The following is a 15,626-nucleotide window of genomic DNA, read 5'->3' on the forward strand; positions in this document are numbered from 1 at the left end:
TCGCACTTGGGCTAGTCGCGGCCCGTACGTTCCAGTCCGATTCCGGGGACCGTTGATCGCCTTCGAAGATCGACGGTATCGGCTTATTGAATCGGCCTACAGATATTTTCTATAGCTGATAGAACAATCGGTGATCCGTCTGCAGGTTCTTTTCCAATGGATTAGACTCGGCGGCATAAAATAAAATCTCCCATCATAATGCAAACATTTTCTATATTCATCCCGAGATTTGTGTCAATAACTAATAGTTTCGACAGCGCCAAGTACACCTACAACCAGAACGAATACCGCAATAACGTAGATAGGTTATTCTCATGAGTCCCACCCCTGAGTTCCGTCTCAGTGATGATGACTATGGACCCAACGCAAAGCAGCATCCACAGTCGATTACCAGTGCCCCTGTTAGTGATCTCGTCTTTCTGAGTCGCCGAGTTAGTCAACTGTATTTTCTTTTGCCAAACGTGATTGCTCGGCAGATTCGTGTTCCGACTCGGTCGGTGGCGTGACGGACACGGCTGTGAGAGCAAACACAACCGCTCCGCCCGCCAGTACAACACCGACACTGAGAAACGTCCCACCCAAACCAACGATATCGCTTACCGGACGGACCACGAGCGGTGAGAGGAACTGCCCGAGGAAGAATGCACTCGTCAGTCCGCTGAGCGCGCGGCCGCGGACGGATTCCGGAGTGACTGCCGCAATCCACGCATTGAGATTCGTCAGGAGGAACCCACTGCCAGCGCCCGCAAACACCAGTCCGGCGACGATGCCAAAGAACGTCCCGCTAACCCCGATGATGAGGTATCCCATGCTCATGAACGCAAACGTGAGTGCGACGATTCCGATCACGCTTACAGAGCGGCGGATGCGCCCGTAAAGCAGCGACGCAACCCCACCAGCACCCGTCGACACTGCTAACGCAGTGCCGATCAGCGATCCGCGTACTCCCGTCTGTGCTTCGAGATAGAACGGCATCTGAACCGGGATCATGTAGAAGATGATCTGTCCGATCAGTCCGAGCGTGATGATGAGTGCAAGCGTCCGCAGCGGAAATCGAGCGAGTGTATGACGGAGTTCGTTGATGCTCGTCGGACGATCGCCGGTTGGGTCGCGCCGAGTGGGCTCCGGCAATGCGAACGCCATTGCCGGCAGGAGCACCAGTGCCACCGTATAAACGAGAAACGGAGCTCGCCAGCTGATATCCGCGAGTACGCCCGCGAGTGGCAACAGTACGACACCACCGAGAGACATGCAGGCACCTTGGCGTCCGAGAATCGTTTCTCGGCGGTTCGTCTCGTAATAGTCGGTGATCAGCGCGGTTACTGTCACCATTATGCCGCCGACGGCCAGTCCCAGCACCGCTCGACCGACGAGAATCGCCACCAGCGAATCCAGCACGAATCCCGAGCCGCCCGCGAGCGCGTAAATCACCGTCGAGACCAGTAGCAACCATCGGCGGCCGTGCCGGTCAGCGAGCGCGCCGATGGCGGGCGAGCCAACCGCAATGAACAGCCCGTGCATGGTGAGCACGAGCCCGACGAGCACCGGCGCGTTCGGCGCAGTTGAGAATTCCCGCTGGATAGCGGGCAACGCCGGTGAAATCGTCGCCCCCGCCATGATAGTGAGCATACTGGCGAGTAGCAGCGTTCCCTGTGCGAGCCGCGGGCGTGGGAGTGCCGTCTCACCGTTCATACGACTCTCACCTCGTTGAACGCGTCTTCCAACGCGTCGCTCACGTTCAACTCATCGAGGGCCGCATCGATATCGACCGCGTCTCCGCCAACCTGTGTCTCCTCGCGTTTTCGCAGCGTGACTACGCGGTAGAGATACGCGACGCGGAGGAGCCAGAGTGCTCCCTCGATATCTTCGTCCGACCGGACCCGATAGGACACCCACCCGGAGTCGGGCATGACGTGATGCTTCTCGGCCCGCTCTTCCTCGATGAGAATGTCACGGACCCGTTTAGCGAACGGGATATCGACGAGTTGGCCGCGGTGGACGTGGCCGATTTCCCGCCCATCGAGGGTGAATTCGCGCCCGCCGCCACGGTCGTGCGAACCGACCTCCACGCCGGGCCATTCACTGACGGTAGATTCAATTTGATTCATACGCCGGCCTCCGGGGAAGTACCGACGGGCAATGGAGCGAACTGCTCGGCGTGTTCAACGACCGCTTCGATGAACTCCTCGAACCTGTCCTCGTACGTCTCGTCGATAAGGGTGCCGTCTTCATCAAACGCATCCCTCACATTCGAAACGGGCAGGTCAGGTCCGGGATAGGCGTTGAACTCCAGCGTGATATCGTGGAGATGGCTGAGAGCTCGGACGCCGCCGAATCCACCTGCTGAGACGGTGACGTACGAAAAGGCCGTCTCCTCGTACTCCGGATACAGGTGGTCGAGAAGGTTCTTCAGCGTACCGGGAATCGAGTGATTGTACTCCGGCGCGACGATGACGAGTGCATCCGCAGCCTCGACTCGCTGACCGAATGCATCCACGTCGGGATGGGGGTCGCTGACCGCGTCTCGTCGGTTCGTGAACAGCGGAATGTCGTAGTGCTTCATATCGAACAGATCGGCGGCGTGTCCTCTCTCGCGGAATCGGTCGGTGACATACCGGGCGGGATGGATCGAATACCGGCCCTCCCGGATCGTCCCCTGCACGACGAGAATGTTGAGCGAAGAAACCGACATTATCGTCGATCCCTCCTTTGGATCAACACTCTACACCAGCGGCTCTCGGTCTGTTCCTTGGGACTGCTAGTTCGATGGTGGCTTGATGGCACCATGAGTAACAGAAGGAGAGAACGCACCGTTGAAATTCGTGTGAACATATTCACATCCAGTCCCTGGCCTGCACTCTAGGATCACGCTTTGCGTGTTCTCACGACTGTCCAGCGAGCAGCGTCGTGGCTCCGAACGTGAATCATCTCCCGGGTTTTTGAACCGCGTCTCAGTACTAGTGGGCACGATGCCTCGCGTACAACTCACCTTCGATGCTGCAGCACGCGAAGATCCGCTGGCGGCAATATCGACCGAACTCTCCGACGAAGAGTTCAGTATCCTCTCGAGCCATCCCACTGACGATGGAATACTCGGACTTGTAGAACTCGATACAACGAAACCTGAAACTGTTATCCAGCATTTTGCCGACGCTTCGGAAATGTCGTACGAGGTGCTGCACAACGACGAACAGACGGTGGTGATCCAGTACTTGATTCCGGAAACGGAATCGAACCGGGCTCTTCGTTCGTCGGGGATCCTACCGCGATTTCCGGCTCGCTTGCAGGATGGGTGGTTGACGGCAGAGCATACTGCTTCGCACGAGCGGGTATCACAGTTGCCGGAGGAGATGGACGCTGCTGGGATCCCGTATCAGCTCCAGTCGATAACACAAGCGTACGACCCGACTGAACTGCTTACGCCTCGACAACACGAGTTCATCACCGAAGCGGTCGAACGCGGCTACTACGATAGTCCACGTGAGTGTACCCTCACAGAGCTAGCGGAGGGCTTTGGTGTGAATCCATCCGCCGCAAGCGGTGTCCTCCATCGAGCGGAAGAAACGATCATCAAGGAAGCTATCAGCAAGTCGGCAGTCGAAGCGGAAGGGAATCAGGAGACGGAGTAGCATCGATGCCGCTGTTTGCGACTCCTCGGTTCGGCATTCGCTGGCGTCTCGGATTGGGATATCGTTCGTGGCGCTCTGTGTCGGACTGGATTCGGGATGGGTGGCTGGCTCCGTTGAACCCTCTAGATAGCGTTTCACCGTCTCATTCCACCTCAGTTGCTATAGCTGGGTCGTGCTTAGAGGCGAAGCAACAGCCGACTCTTCTCGTTACCGCCGCTACGAACCAGTCGAGTAGTTAGGCACTGTCGTTGAGCGACTGCTGCCAACCGACGAAACGATCTGTCTTCGATAAATGGGGGCAGTTGGTAGAGGGTATCCCCCATCTAGGGTAACACCGTACTCAATCTGATATTGTGGGCGATCGAATACAAATCAAGACCTTCTCCGCCCTGATGTATGATGTCGTTGAAGAAACACCGTCTTGCGATTTTCGACCGACACTTCGAATTGAGCTACCGGTCACACTTCGGTTTCCTATAAGGTTATCTCGTTGGACGTCGACGGAGAGTCGTGATGCACGAACGCGACACCTCTCACTTACTGGCGGAGTTTACACCGACTCGGCGTGTTGTCGTCGAGTGGACCGTCCTCGGACTGGGACTGACGCTCGTCGCCGGCCTCGTGGGTGGGACGGTGTACGCCGCTGGAACGGGGCAGACAGACATCGGATTCCAGATCAGCGACTACGAATCGGCGCTTAACGGATTCGTCTGGGCGGCCCTCCTTACCGTCGCGGTGATCGGACTACACGAGGCCATTCACGCTGCCGTGATCAGGCGGTACGGCGGGGACGCGTCGTTCGGCCTCGGTATCGCTCAGTTCGCGCTTCCGTACGCCTATGTGACCACGACGCAGCGGCTCAACCGAAATCAGTTCATCGTCGTTTCGCTCGCCCCGATCGTCGTCATTACGGCGCTCGGAGTGCCGCTCATGCTCGCGCTGGACGCCCCAGTCCTAATCGTGCCGCTCGCGCTGAACGCCGGGGGCGCAATCGGAGACCTCTGGATGGCCGGAGTGCTTCTTCGTTTCCCGTCTCACGTCGTCGTCGAGGATTTCGGTACTGGAATGCGAATCTATGGCAGAACCCGCGATGAGCCAGTACGGCTGACCAGGGAACGAACCCTGTTGAAACGGACCGTACTCGGAACTACTCTCTGCTTCGGTCTGCTGTTACTCGTCGGAGCAGTCACGCCCGTCTTGCTCGGGCTACTCGGCGTGCAGTCGTTCACACTCGGGGTGCCGGACTCGCCCTGGAACGTGTTCTCCTTTACGGGTGGATCAACCGGCTTCGAAGCACGCATCAATCCACTCGGCGGTGTTGCCGTAAGTGTGGTTCTCGGAGTCGTCTATGCGCTTGGTACTGCGTCTAGAACCCAAACTACCTGACTCGGTTGTTAGTGAGACGAAGCCCGTAGAAGGGACGATTCACAATAGCCGACACTACCGAACTCGTCCAATCGACGGGCTATTCGTCGCTGGCGACGTCTCAAGCGGCTCGGCTCCGTCGATTCCGTCCGCCGTTGCCAACGGGTACGAAATAGGTGCGACCGTTAATATGGAACTCTCTGGTGAGGCATTCGAAAGGGAGCAGTAAGTGGGAGTGACGGTTCCGATAACCGCTTTCTCAACCTTATGACCGCATGAGCAACGCTGAAAGAAGGCAGTCTCGGAGGAAGCCAGTCTTCGCTCAGTGGGGCGAGGAGGAACAACGGAGTTCGTTCAGTACGGGAGAATCACTTATCGTTTGGTCGCCTCGAGATACTCTTCACGTGAAACCGTATATCTGTGAACATCAGCAACGGTATCCGACAGTGGGAGCCAATTACGGAGAAGGCCTTCGTATTGACCGCCATACCGTTCGACGTACTTGTTGATCGCGCGTCGAGACTTCGCGTTCCCGTCAATATGAGCGGCGACGACGAGTTCGAGATTCAGTCGATCGAACGCCACGGAGAGGAGAGCATCGGCTCGCTCACCGGAATATCCACGCCCCCAAAATTGCTTGTCAAGAAGGATACCTAGGTTGACGGACCGTTTTTCCCAGTGGGGATACAGTCCTGTCGTTCCGGCGATGACGCCTGCCCCGTTTTCTCTTTCGTTTGGTCGGATCACGTATTTCGCTCCCTGAACATCGTTCCACAATTCTTCAGCCTCGTCTACGTAGTCATACGTCTCTTTTACCGTCTCGTGGGGCTCCGAATCCCAATACTCGAACGTTTCCTCCGTGTCATCTCCATCGGAGTAGAGTTCGTGGAGAGCGAATACATCAACAGAGTCGTGCGAAATTCGTTCGAGACTGAGTCGGTCCGTCTCGATGTGTTCCGGGAACATAATACATTACTCGCTGTTGGAAGCAATAGTTGTGGTAGGTAGTTGTGCTGGTATTATTCCAGGGAATCCCGGTCGACTACTCTGATCAGTAAGCACGCCTCCTGAACGGCTATTTCACCCCCCATCTACGCTGTGATCAGGCAACGCATCAAAATCATCAACTGAAATCGTGGTAGCGACTAGCGTCTGCTGGGCTTCCGAGTTCAGCTCTGATCTTCGCGGCGTGGTCGACGAAGTCATGTGCCGTCCGTTCGCGGGGGCGCTCTAAGCCGATGGAGATGGTCGACTGCACGGTTCCTGGGTCAGCGTCCATGACGACGACGCGGTCAGCCAGCGTCACCGCTTCGTCGATGTCGTGCGTGACGAACACGATGGTCTGTCCGGTCTGGGCCCAGATATCGAGCAATTCGGCGTGCAGGCGGTCGCGCGTTCGCGCGTCGACACTGCCGAACGGTTCGTCCATCAACAGGATCTCCGGATCGACGGCGAGGGCGCGAGCGATCCCGACGCGCTGTTTCATCCCGCCGGACAGCTCCTTCGGGTAGGCGTCCTCGAAGCCGTCGAGTCCGACGAGATCGATCAACTCCCGGACCCGTGCCTCGCAGTCCGCGCACTCACACGCGGGCCGGTCGAGGCCGAATCGGACGTTCCCGCGGACGGTCCGCCAGGGGAACAGCGCGTACTCCTGAAAGACCATTCCCCGGTCCAGACCCGGGTCAGTTACCGGGTCACCGCCAACCAGAACCGAGCCACTGTCCGGGTCGTCGAGGCCGGCGATCGTCCGCAACAGCGTGGTCTTTCCACACCCGGACGGTCCGACGACACAGCAGAACTCGCCCTCCGAAACCGAGAACGAGACATCTTCGAGCGCTTGCGTCGACTCGTAGGCCTTGCTAACGTTCCGGATGGTAATCTTCTCGCTGGACTCCTGATCGGTGGCTGATATCTCACTCATCGCCATGCAAGTACACTCCGTTCGACGAGTCGAAACCCGACGTCCATACAGAGGAACGCCAGGCTGATTAGGAACATGTAGGCGACGCTGGTCGCCATCGCGAGGTTATTCGAGGCGTTGATGATCTCGTAGCCGACGCCGGGTGCGCCGAACAATTCAGCGCCGACGACGATCATCCAGCAGCGACCGATGCTCGTTCGGAATCCCGTCAATACGTGGGGAGCCGCGCTCGGGAGCGCGACGAGCTTCAGCATCGAGAGATCACGTTCTACGCCGAGCGTCGACGCGGCATCGGTCAGTTCGCTCGAAACGCCTTCGACGCCACCGTAGGCCCCGTAGAAGTTAATCCAGAACGCGCCGACGAAGACGATAAACGCCGCGCCGGTGTGATGGATGCCGAACCAGACGATCGCGAAGACGACCCACGCCAGCGGCGGGATCGGACGAAGCGCTCGGACGAGCGGCCGTAACCAGTCGTCGAGTACACCGTTCCACCCCATCGCCAGTCCGAGACCGATACCACAGCTAGCACCGAGGAGGAGGCCAGGAACGTAGTGGAACAACGTCTCTGCGAGGCGCGCAACCCCCGTTGGAAGCACCAGCTCCGACCCGAAGATGGGGACCACAATCGCAGTTGAAGTTGCAAAAAGATCGAAAAACGCGTGCGCCGAATCAACCGGTCCCGGCACCAAATACGACGGCTGGGTCACCATTGCTCCGGCCCACCAAACGAGGAGGAACGCGAGGAGACCGCCTAAACCGCGAAGATACCTCTTCACGTCTCCCTCGAACCCGGCCGTGACCATCGTGTTGGAATCGGTGTCGGTTTGGTGGCTCATTCTTGGATAGCGTCGTAGGGATCGAACGCGAACAGGTTCTCGGTCGCGATCGGTTCCTCGACGTTGCCGACGTTCGCGACGAACTCACCCATCGTTGTGGCCTGGTCGGTAATCGCGTGGGGATCCGAGATGAAATCCGACGCCTGCGAGTCCATGGCAGCCGTAGCGAGATCCTCGCTCACTCCGGACCCGATCACCGACGCAGCGTCGCCAGCGGCTGCATCCGGTGAGTCTGCCGCGAACTCGGTTGCTGCCATATGCTGTTCGACCAGCGACTGCGAGACGTCGCTGTCGTCGATCACCTGCTGGTTCGCGAACAGCACCGTTACCGGGTGATCTTCTAGGATATTCCCGGACCAGGCGAGTTCGCCGAAGCCGTCATCCTGTCCGATGACCGTCGCGAACGGTTCCTGAATAATCGTCGCGTCAATGTCGCCCGATTGGATCGTTTGGACCGCCTTTGCCGGTGGGACTTTCGACTGGTCGATGACGGAGTCCATCTCACCGACGTCGAGGTCCTCCTGAATCCAGTACCGAAGCACGATATCAGGAACGCTCCCGTCCGGAGGGGCACCGAATCGTATCTTCCTGCCGTGCTCCCGCTCGAATCGCTCGAATGTGGCCGCCCCTTCCTGTTCGTACAGATCGACGAGTTCGGTTGTCGCCACGATTTTGAAGCCGTTTTTCGAGTTTGCCGCAAGGATACCGGCGTCGGTTCCCTTGTCGGCGAGAACCATCGCAGGGGTGATTCCGAAGAGCGCAGCGTCGACATCCCCGCTGGCGAACGCCTTGACCACGTTCGGTCCAGAGCTAAATCGCTCGATAGAAACATCCACTGGGATGCTCTCATAGTACCCCTCCTGTTCCATCACGTAGTGTTGTATGTTCGGATAGATCGGGACGTACGCGACAGTCACCGAGTCGAGCGACTCGCCGCTTCGACCGAGACAGCCAGCCATTCCCGTTGCTGCAGCCGCGCTTGCGCCTGCCCCCTGGAGCAGTTTTCGTCGCGTGGTTTGGACCATCGATGTTGCTAAACAATATCTCTAATATAATAACTACTGTGATCTCAGGACACATTATTAATATAAATCAGCACCATCGAACTAGTGCTAATTTGATCGTTCGTCATTGGAAAAACAATTGGAACCGGGGTGCCTTCTCACATCGAGGGAGCGATGGAAGAGAGGGCTAGAGATGGGCGACCTCCAAATTCAAGACACGACAATGGCCGTCGCCGAGGAACTCAAAGCAGTTCCCTCAAGGACCCATCAGTAAGTCGAACTATTGAAACGGCCTACAGAGCAGAGTCAGCGTCGGAGAGAGAAGTCACTGACTGGAGCCAACAGCGCGGGAAACAGGGGTAAGATCCGATGGGCGGTCTTTCGCTCACGATCGATCAGTCGAAAATCCTCGTGGGATCGTTCACAGCCGCCGCTGATCGTCCTCGTCATACGTTCGAAGATCCTGTTCGACGAGTTCAGCCGCCCGATCGAGCCGCCTTTGCTCGTCCGGTTTCGCTTCCTCGACCGACGCGCCATAACTGATCCTGGATCGGTCCGGGTCCGCCTTGGAGTCCTTGACGGCCGATGTCCGGAACCGCAGCGACTACGCGAGACACCTCGATCACGGACTACGGAAAACGGGAGCCGAAGACCTCGCAAACGACGTATTCGACGGCGAGGGAGGTGGCGGCCCCGATGGCGAGCCGAGGTACTAGGTGTGGTAGTGCTGTTGCTCAGGACGGCGTACTGAACTCGTCGAACAGTGCAATGACTCGCTGTTCGATTTCATCACGGATCTCACGTACTCGGTCGAAATCCGATCCATCGGGATCCTCAAGCGCCCAATCACGGATGTCGACGTCTTCGCCAACCTCACCGACGTCCAGCGTGGAACAACCCATCGTGGCGACGTAGTCGCAGGACTGCAGTTCCTCGATCGTGATTTCACGGGGCGTTCGATCGGAGAGGTCGAACCCCGCTTCGTCCATTACCTCGATTACTTCCTCATGGACGTGGTCGGCTGGATGCGTCCCGCCAGTCAAGATTTCGACGCGGTCGGCAAGATCACGGCGGTCGCGTTCGCGTTCCGCGAACGCCGTGGACATCTGGGAGCGGCCAGCGTTCTGGACGCACATGAAGGCGATACGGATCGGATCGTCTAAAGTACTGTTAGTGGACATGATTGTTGTAGTGGTTAATCGTTAGCTGCTGGGTCGGACGTCGATGCATCGAGACTTCCAGTATTGGAGGCGCTCCAGTCGAATTTCCGCTGGAAGTAGAGGGCGACGTTGACCAACCCCAGCAGGACCGGGACCTCGATGAGTGGCCCGATGACGGTCGCGAACGCGACGCCAGAACCGACACCGAACACGGCGACTGCGACCGCGATTGCTAACTCGAAGTTGTTCGAAGCAGCCGTGAATCCAATCGCGGTCGTTGTCGAGTAGTCCGCGCCGATGCCACGGCCCATACCGAAGCTCACGAGGAACATCACGACGAAGTAGATCGTCAGCGGAACGGCGATCAACAAGACGTCGCCCGGCGAGGCGACGATGTTCTCGCCCTGTGTAGCGAACATGACGATCACGGTAAACAGCAATGCGACGAGGGTGAGGGGATCGATTTTTGGGATGAACTCCTCATCGTACCACTCCTCACCCTTTTGTCGAGTGCTGACGTAGCGGGTAAGGAAGCCGCCGGCAAACGGAATCCCGAGGAAGATGACGATCGCCTCGAACACCTGTATCGGCGTGATCTCGAATGTCGTGATCCCAGCAACCAGCGACTCCATGCCGAGCAGCGGCGGCAAGAACAGCGCGAAGAACCAGACGTATACCCCGTACGTGATGATCTGGAAGAGGCTGTTAAATGCGACCAGGCCGGTCACGTATTCGGTCGAACCCTCGGCGAGTTCGTTCCAGACGAGCACCATCGCGATACACCGGGCCATCCCGATGAACACGAGTCCGAGGAAGAACTCGGGACGGGGCGGGAGACCTGGAACAAGCCCACTGAAGAAGATTACCGCAAGCCCGAACATGAGGGTCGGGCCGATGAGCCAGTTCTGGACGAGACTGAGCCCGAGTACTCGCCAGTTACTGAACACCGCCCGGAGCTGCGAGTAATCGGCTTTCGCCAGCGGCGGATACATCATCAGCACGAGCCCGAGTTCCACAAAGTGAAGGTCCTGAATGGGATCGGTTACCGACGGGGCGACATAGCCCACTCCCACACCGATTGCCATCGCGGCGAAGATCCAGACGGTGAGGTACTTGTCGAGGAAATCCATCGACCGCGGGTCCCCACAATCTGGACAGTCACAGTGCGGGCCGTGTTCGTGTTCGACGTTACTCATCACCGTTCACGCTCCCTTCGAGGACCGTGACGAGTGCTATCGCACGGTTGGTTGCCCGGTACTTCTTCCAGCGCCCGTCCTTCCGGCCGTCGACGAGACCCGCATCGACGAGTTTCGAGAGGGCGTGGCTGAGACCGCTCTCGGTCACGTCAACGACTGCGTTCAACTCGCAAACGCAGAGTTCCTCCTGTGCCGCAACCAGTACGCGCACGAGTGTGTAGCGTGTCTCGTTCCCGAGTGCCGAGAGGACATCGAGTTCAGCGTCGGCCTGTGCCGTTCCGAGCCCCGCCTCGAGTGTCCCTAGCTCGTCGAGCCGACGCTCGATATCCTCGCTTCGACACTCCTCGAGTTCGTCATCGAGGTAGCGTCGAAGCCGTTCCGTTGGTTGTGCCATCGAGATCGAATTGACCATATTCTCAATTAAACCTTCCGGAGAACCCGCGGGAGAATGCGTCGAGAAGACTCGGTCTGTCCCCCGAATGGATATAAAACCAGCTTAGGGGCAGACAACACCGTACTCGTCTTGGAACCCGACCAAAGGGGTTATGGATATGCCTGAGTAGGAATTCGATTGAATTTTGGCTCAAATAAATTGGACGCGATCATCGTGTGACGGCTGACTCGCTGGTAACGACCGATCCTGCGCCAAACCCCTCTGACACCTTCGACCAGGAAATCGGCCCCGATGTGACCGAAATCGACGATATCGAACGTCCGTCGGCCGTCGAAATCGACCCTGACACGGCGGCCGAGAAGTACCGACGGGAGCCGGTCGAGCACTCGTCGTGCTCTCCGTGGCTCGAACGAGGCCGGAACTGATCAAAAGACAGCACCAACTAGTTGTTGTGTTTCCTATATTCGGTCAAACGGATAGTATGGGGTGAGTTTTGGCGATACACTGATCGTTCCGACTCCGGTAGTGTACGTATGCCGACCGAAGAAACGGACGAACTCCGACGAATCCTTGAGTACGACCGCGTTGCAGTCGTCGGAGCGTCGACGTCGTACGAGAAGGCAGCACACATCGTACCAGCGTATCTTCAGCGCCACGGCTACGATATCACTCCCATCAATCCAAATGCGGACGAGGTCTTCGGCGAACGGGCGTACGATTCGCTGGCCGACGTTACGGAGCCTATCGATATTGTCGAGATCTTTCGGCCAAGTGAGGAAGTTCCGGAACTAGTAGAACAGGCGCTCGCTCGGAGCGACGTGAAGGCGATCTGGATGCAGCTTGGAATACGGCACGATGAGGCTGCACAAACGGCAGAAGCGGCCGGGTTAGCGGTGGTTCAAGATCACTGTATGAAGGTCGAACATGGCCGGCTTATTCGCCATCCGATGGACTGACCGAAGATACTCACTACGCCTCACTCCCTTCGAGTACTCTGATCTACGGTGGCGGATTCGCTGTTAGTGGCAGTGGCGGATCTATCTCTCTTCATCGATTCCGCTGGCACTGACTGAACAATCTCCGCAGGTATTCGTTCGGTAAGTGCGTGATTCGGGCGTCGTTGGTTGGAATAGTTGCTGAACTGCTGGAACCACCGTCTCACAGCCGGTCGACTGCCCACTGAACTCGTATGAAAACGGCGGTCCGTCCGTTGAGGTTGCGAAATTACGTCTCGATGCGGTTTCAGAGCGATCCGTCGAATCGATGCGGGAACGCGACAACTGAATCAGTGCTTCGCCGTTCGAAGAGTAGATGTCAAGAATGCGCGTTGACTCGGCGAATATTGCACCAGGCACTCAATTCTAGTTGCCGCTTCTCTTGGCAGAGATTTCATCAATACCGATCCGCGGTAGCGTCGCTACCCGCAGAACGCTCCGCGTTCCGCTATCGAGGCGAATCCGAGTTCGCCGACCATTGGAGAGCGAAATCCCTCGAGCGGCCACACGAGAGCACTGCTCCCGTGGGCGTCGGCGGATCTGGAACACTAGCAGTGAACCGATGTACAGAGTCCATATTAGTGAGTGAGAGCGGTTTATGCCGACCAAGCGGAGAAGAGCGTGTATCGTCGGAGCGGACAACCGGTCGCGTGTAACCGGACGGCGGAGATTACTCTTCGCTCACGTACCCCCAGATCAACGGATTCCGCCGCGTCGAACTCACTGAGAAGGTCTGCGAGCAGCATAGCCAAACTACCGCCCCCACCTGCTCGCTTCTCAAACTGGCCGACATAGACGGTGCCGTACCCACTAGTAGGAATTCATCTCGGGGCGATTGTATTGTGTATATCGAGCAAGAGTGGTCGCTAGATAAGCTGTCGGTACCCAATCACTACGCGTACAACCCGCGATTCGTGCCGAGAGATATCGATCCCGGTGAATTCGATACGCGGGGCCGTCTCGCGTGGTTTGCTCCCGTCGACATGGGAATATCCACGCCAAACCTCCACCACTTCTCCATCACCGAAGACTGCACCTCAACTGCCTACCGAGTCACGTGGGACGCAGGTACTGGAGTTCACATTCCTCTCACCCTGATTCCGGTATTGCCGGAACGATTTTTCCGCTCTTGAACGCTGGTTCTGGGCTGTCTTCCGAAATAGCACTGCTGAGTGCGTTGTACCACCTCTTTAGGGAGAGCAAACTGTCCGCCCAGTGGATTACAAATGTACCTCTGTAAATACAGCCGTGCCATACTGAAGAGAAACGTTTGTCGTGGTAGAGTGCGCGGTCAGGTCCCCGGCTACCGTTCGATAGTGGCGATAGTGGTTGTCCCGAGAGTTCCCCGGATCGGAACGGGTCGTGATCGATTCTGAACTGCCTTTAGAGCAGATTCGGATCGCGAAATCACGGCCGTCGCGGGCCGGCCATTCGATCACGGGTGGCGTGGCCTCTCTCTTTCAGTACAGTCGATTCGATTAATTCGGGACGAGGGCCCTCAGTGGATACCGAGCTGCTCTTTCGCTGATCTTTCCGGTATTATCGGATGAATTGGTGCAAGTCGCTTCTCCGGCAGGAATTTTTGCCGGTTGCGTGTCCAAATGTGGCTCACGGTAGTTCTCTATCGTCGTAATTATCAGCTCATTGAATTAAAAGGTGCATGGCAGAACCGTTGCGTTGAACTCCGAGTGGTCTTCTGGCTACGTTTCCGCCATTGCCGGAAACGGATTGCTTCGCAGGGGTTAGATCATTCGGTACACTTCGTCCAGCCACGATTCGTCATCGTCGGCAAGAATCGGTTCCATAACCGCATCCCAGTCGGCTTGGGCGTCGCTTTCGGCCATAATATCGCGGATCGCCTCGGTATTTTCGACTTCCATGTATCCGAAGACGTGGCCATCCTTTTCGAAGACACTGTAGGTCTCCACTCCGGCATCAGATTCGAGGTACGCCGATTCGAGCGCATCAGGAACGGCCGCGTGTTCGTCTCGATACGCCCCTCGTTTTCCGTCCTCGATTCGGAGGTGAAACGCAATTCGCTCCATCGAGTCCCGTTTCGACAGGGGCTAATTTAGTTCTTCTGTCGGGAACGTTTACTACGATGACCGCACAATGGGGGCGTATGATTGATACACACACTCATGCATGGGGGAAAGCGAGCGAGGAACATCCCTGGGTGAACGCAGCGGTACTGGACCTCGTCGACGAGTTCACCGTCCACACGGTCTACACGGCTGACCGGCTGTTGGCAGACATGGATCGGAACGGGATCGACGAAGCCGTTCTCGTCGGCTATCCGATCTGCGAGTGGACCGACAACTGGTACACCCTGCAAGTCGCCGAGGCGTACGACAGGTTGTACGGGATCGTCATGCTCGATCCGTTCGCCGAGGGTGCTGCCGATCAGCTTCGACGGTGCATGGAGACGGACGGCATCCTCGGCTTCCGCCTCGGGGCGGCCTGCCCCGCCGATCAGATGTGGGAGACGTTCGACCCCGGCGTCACCTGGCTCCGGGACGCCATCGCGGAGACCGAGTTCTGGCAGGCTGCCGTCGAGACGGATGCCACCGTTCAACTCCTCTGCGATCACGGGCAGTTAGATCAGGCGCTCGAACTCGTCGATCGGTATCCCGGACTCGCGTATCTGTTCGATCACTTCGCGCACGCGGGGCCGGAGACGCCGACCGACGAGGGAACGTTCGCACAGTTCGCTGAACTCGCGGCGTACGACACCGTCGCCGTGAAAGTCTCGGAGATTCCCCACATGTCGGAGACGACGTTCCCGTACGCGGATATGCACGATCACGTCCGGTGGTTCCTCGAGACGTTCGGCCGCGAGCGCGTCATCTGGGGATCGGATTATCCGAACGTGAGCGACGTTGCGAGCTATCCCGAGGCCCGTCACTGGCTCCGACAGGTTGACTCGCTCTCGGAGGGGGATCGCGCCTGGCTAACCGGGAGGGCATTTCGGCGTCACGTCGGGCTTGACTGACGTCCGTGGACTGTTTGAGCCGATTATCTACCGGTCGCCAAAACGAACACCCGGTCCGACCGGTGATACTCGCTCGGACTCCCCGATCGACTGTTCTGGGTGACACTCTCTTCCAAACCTTTATTAATGAT

At 57.8% G+C, this 15,626-nt stretch carries 15 protein-coding genes and 1 pseudogene; 5 read left to right on the top strand and 11 right to left on the bottom strand.

Annotated elements, in window-relative coordinates; genetic code table 11:
* Positions 1–432: 432 nt before the first annotated feature.
* The 3 genes from C481_RS00350 to C481_RS00360 are packed head-to-tail and all read right to left on the bottom strand — an operon-like array spanning position 433 to position 2,692.
* Positions 433–1,692 (bottom strand): MFS transporter, encoded by a 1,260-nt coding sequence (locus tag C481_RS00350; RefSeq protein WP_006106747.1) that lies wholly within the window; start codon positions 1,690–1,692, stop codon positions 433–435.
* Positions 1,689–2,108: a luciferase domain-containing protein gene (locus C481_RS00355; RefSeq protein ID WP_083860860.1), complete on the bottom strand. Its 420-nt coding sequence runs from the start codon at positions 2,106–2,108 to the stop codon at positions 1,689–1,691. The genes C481_RS00350 and C481_RS00355 overlap by 4 nt, the downstream gene beginning before the upstream one ends.
* Entirely contained in the window at positions 2,105–2,692 is a 588-nt protein-coding gene (locus C481_RS00360; protein ID WP_006106749.1) for an NADPH-dependent FMN reductase, read from the bottom strand. Before C481_RS00360 ends, C481_RS00355 begins: the two co-directional genes overlap by 4 nt.
* Before the next feature lie 277 nt (positions 2,693–2,969).
* On the opposite strand from C481_RS00360, the gene C481_RS00365 reads away from it, so the two are divergent.
* Together C481_RS00365 and C481_RS00370 are read left to right on the top strand one after the other, a co-directional pair.
* Positions 2,970–3,629 (top strand): helix-turn-helix domain-containing protein, encoded by a 660-nt coding sequence (locus C481_RS00365; protein ID WP_049904268.1) that lies wholly within the window; start codon positions 2,970–2,972, stop codon positions 3,627–3,629.
* A gap of 513 nt (positions 3,630–4,142) precedes the next feature.
* Entirely contained in the window at positions 4,143–5,015 is an 873-nt protein-coding gene (locus tag C481_RS00370; RefSeq protein WP_006106751.1) for a DUF3267 domain-containing protein, read from the top strand.
* A gap of 351 nt (positions 5,016–5,366) precedes the next feature.
* Here the strand turns inward: C481_RS00370 and C481_RS00375 are convergent, their stop codons facing one another.
* The 7 genes from C481_RS00375 to C481_RS00410 form a co-directional block, all read right to left on the bottom strand.
* Positions 5,367–5,960, bottom strand: a complete 594-nt coding sequence (locus tag C481_RS00375) for a GNAT family N-acetyltransferase (RefSeq protein ID WP_006106752.1) — start codon at positions 5,958–5,960, stop codon at positions 5,367–5,369.
* A 157-nt stretch (positions 5,961–6,117) separates the two neighbouring features.
* Positions 6,118–6,921, bottom strand: a complete 804-nt coding sequence (locus C481_RS00380; protein ID WP_006106753.1) for an ABC transporter ATP-binding protein — start codon at positions 6,919–6,921, stop codon at positions 6,118–6,120.
* Positions 6,912–7,754, bottom strand: coding sequence for an ABC transporter permease (locus C481_RS00385; RefSeq protein WP_006106754.1), 843 nt, complete (start codon positions 7,752–7,754; stop codon positions 6,912–6,914). Before C481_RS00385 ends, C481_RS00380 begins: the two co-directional genes overlap by 10 nt.
* Positions 7,751–8,779 (bottom strand): ABC transporter substrate-binding protein, encoded by a 1,029-nt coding sequence (locus C481_RS00390; protein WP_241434607.1) that lies wholly within the window; start codon positions 8,777–8,779, stop codon positions 7,751–7,753. Before C481_RS00390 ends, C481_RS00385 begins: the two co-directional genes overlap by 4 nt.
* A 713-nt stretch (positions 8,780–9,492) precedes the next feature.
* Complete coding sequence (locus tag C481_RS00400; protein WP_049904269.1) at positions 9,493–9,939, bottom strand: low molecular weight phosphatase family protein; 447 nt, start codon at positions 9,937–9,939, stop codon at positions 9,493–9,495.
* Between the two features lie 14 nt (positions 9,940–9,953).
* The gene (gene arsB, locus C481_RS00405; RefSeq protein ID WP_006106759.1) at positions 9,954–11,114 is read right to left on the bottom strand and encodes an ACR3 family arsenite efflux transporter; all 1,161 of its coding nucleotides are present in this window, start codon (positions 11,112–11,114) and stop codon (positions 9,954–9,956) included.
* Entirely contained in the window at positions 11,107–11,508 is a 402-nt protein-coding gene (locus C481_RS00410) for an ArsR/SmtB family transcription factor (protein WP_006106760.1), read from the bottom strand. The genes arsB and C481_RS00410 overlap by 8 nt, the downstream gene beginning before the upstream one ends.
* Before the next feature lie 230 nt (positions 11,509–11,738).
* Here C481_RS00410 and C481_RS00415 point away from each other — a divergent pair.
* Positions 11,739–11,891, top strand: a pseudogene (locus C481_RS00415) (ArsA-related P-loop ATPase); the annotation flags it as partial.
* A 150-nt stretch (positions 11,892–12,041) separates the two neighbouring features.
* Positions 12,042–12,464, top strand: a complete 423-nt coding sequence (locus C481_RS00420; protein WP_006106762.1) for a CoA-binding protein — start codon at positions 12,042–12,044, stop codon at positions 12,462–12,464.
* A 1,781-nt stretch (positions 12,465–14,245) separates the two neighbouring features.
* Here the strand turns inward: C481_RS00420 and C481_RS00425 are convergent.
* Positions 14,246–14,548, bottom strand: a complete 303-nt coding sequence (locus C481_RS00425) for an L-rhamnose mutarotase (RefSeq protein WP_006106763.1) — start codon at positions 14,546–14,548, stop codon at positions 14,246–14,248.
* Positions 14,549–14,625: 77 nt separating this feature from the next.
* Here C481_RS00425 and C481_RS00430 point away from each other — a divergent pair, with 77 nt between their 5' ends.
* Complete coding sequence (locus tag C481_RS00430) at positions 14,626–15,495, top strand: amidohydrolase family protein (RefSeq protein WP_049904270.1); 870 nt, start codon at positions 14,626–14,628, stop codon at positions 15,493–15,495.
* The last annotated feature ends 131 nt before the right edge of the window (positions 15,496–15,626 follow it).

It is taken from the genome of Natrialba asiatica DSM 12278, from assembly GCF_000337555.1.
GTDB classification, from domain to species: domain Archaea; phylum Halobacteriota; class Halobacteria; order Halobacteriales; family Natrialbaceae; genus Natrialba; species Natrialba asiatica.

What these genes read in the sequence shown, in the direction of transcription:
- C481_RS00355 (WP_083860860.1), bottom strand. Translation starts at nt 2,108, where the DNA reads ATGAATCAAATTGAATCTACCGTCAGTGAATGGCCCGGCGTGGAGGTC.
- C481_RS00430 (WP_049904270.1), top strand. Translation starts at nt 14,626, where the DNA reads ATGATTGATACACACACTCATGCATGGGGGAAAGCGAGCGAGGAACAT.
- C481_RS00350 (WP_006106747.1), bottom strand. Translation starts at nt 1,692, where the DNA reads ATGAACGGTGAGACGGCACTCCCACGCCCGCGGCTCGCACAGGGAACG.
- C481_RS00360 (WP_006106749.1), bottom strand. Translation starts at nt 2,692, where the DNA reads ATGTCGGTTTCTTCGCTCAACATTCTCGTCGTGCAGGGGACGATCCGG.
- C481_RS00410 (WP_006106760.1), bottom strand. Translation starts at nt 11,508, where the DNA reads ATGGCACAACCAACGGAACGGCTTCGACGCTACCTCGATGACGAACTC.
- C481_RS00400 (WP_049904269.1), bottom strand. Translation starts at nt 9,939, where the DNA reads ATGTCCACTAACAGTACTTTAGACGATCCGATCCGTATCGCCTTCATG.
- C481_RS00425 (WP_006106763.1), bottom strand. Translation starts at nt 14,548, where the DNA reads ATGGAGCGAATTGCGTTTCACCTCCGAATCGAGGACGGAAAACGAGGG.
- C481_RS00420 (WP_006106762.1), top strand. Translation starts at nt 12,042, where the DNA reads ATGCCGACCGAAGAAACGGACGAACTCCGACGAATCCTTGAGTACGAC.
- C481_RS00370 (WP_006106751.1), top strand. Translation starts at nt 4,143, where the DNA reads ATGCACGAACGCGACACCTCTCACTTACTGGCGGAGTTTACACCGACT.
- C481_RS00385 (WP_006106754.1), bottom strand. Translation starts at nt 7,754, where the DNA reads ATGAGCCACCAAACCGACACCGATTCCAACACGATGGTCACGGCCGGG.
- arsB (WP_006106759.1), bottom strand. Translation starts at nt 11,114, where the DNA reads ATGAGTAACGTCGAACACGAACACGGCCCGCACTGTGACTGTCCAGAT.
- C481_RS00390 (WP_241434607.1), bottom strand. Translation starts at nt 8,779, where the DNA reads ATGGTCCAAACCACGCGACGAAAACTGCTCCAGGGGGCAGGCGCAAGC.
- C481_RS00365 (WP_049904268.1), top strand. Translation starts at nt 2,970, where the DNA reads ATGCCTCGCGTACAACTCACCTTCGATGCTGCAGCACGCGAAGATCCG.
- C481_RS00375 (WP_006106752.1), bottom strand. Translation starts at nt 5,960, where the DNA reads ATGTTCCCGGAACACATCGAGACGGACCGACTCAGTCTCGAACGAATT.
- C481_RS00380 (WP_006106753.1), bottom strand. Translation starts at nt 6,921, where the DNA reads ATGGCGATGAGTGAGATATCAGCCACCGATCAGGAGTCCAGCGAGAAG.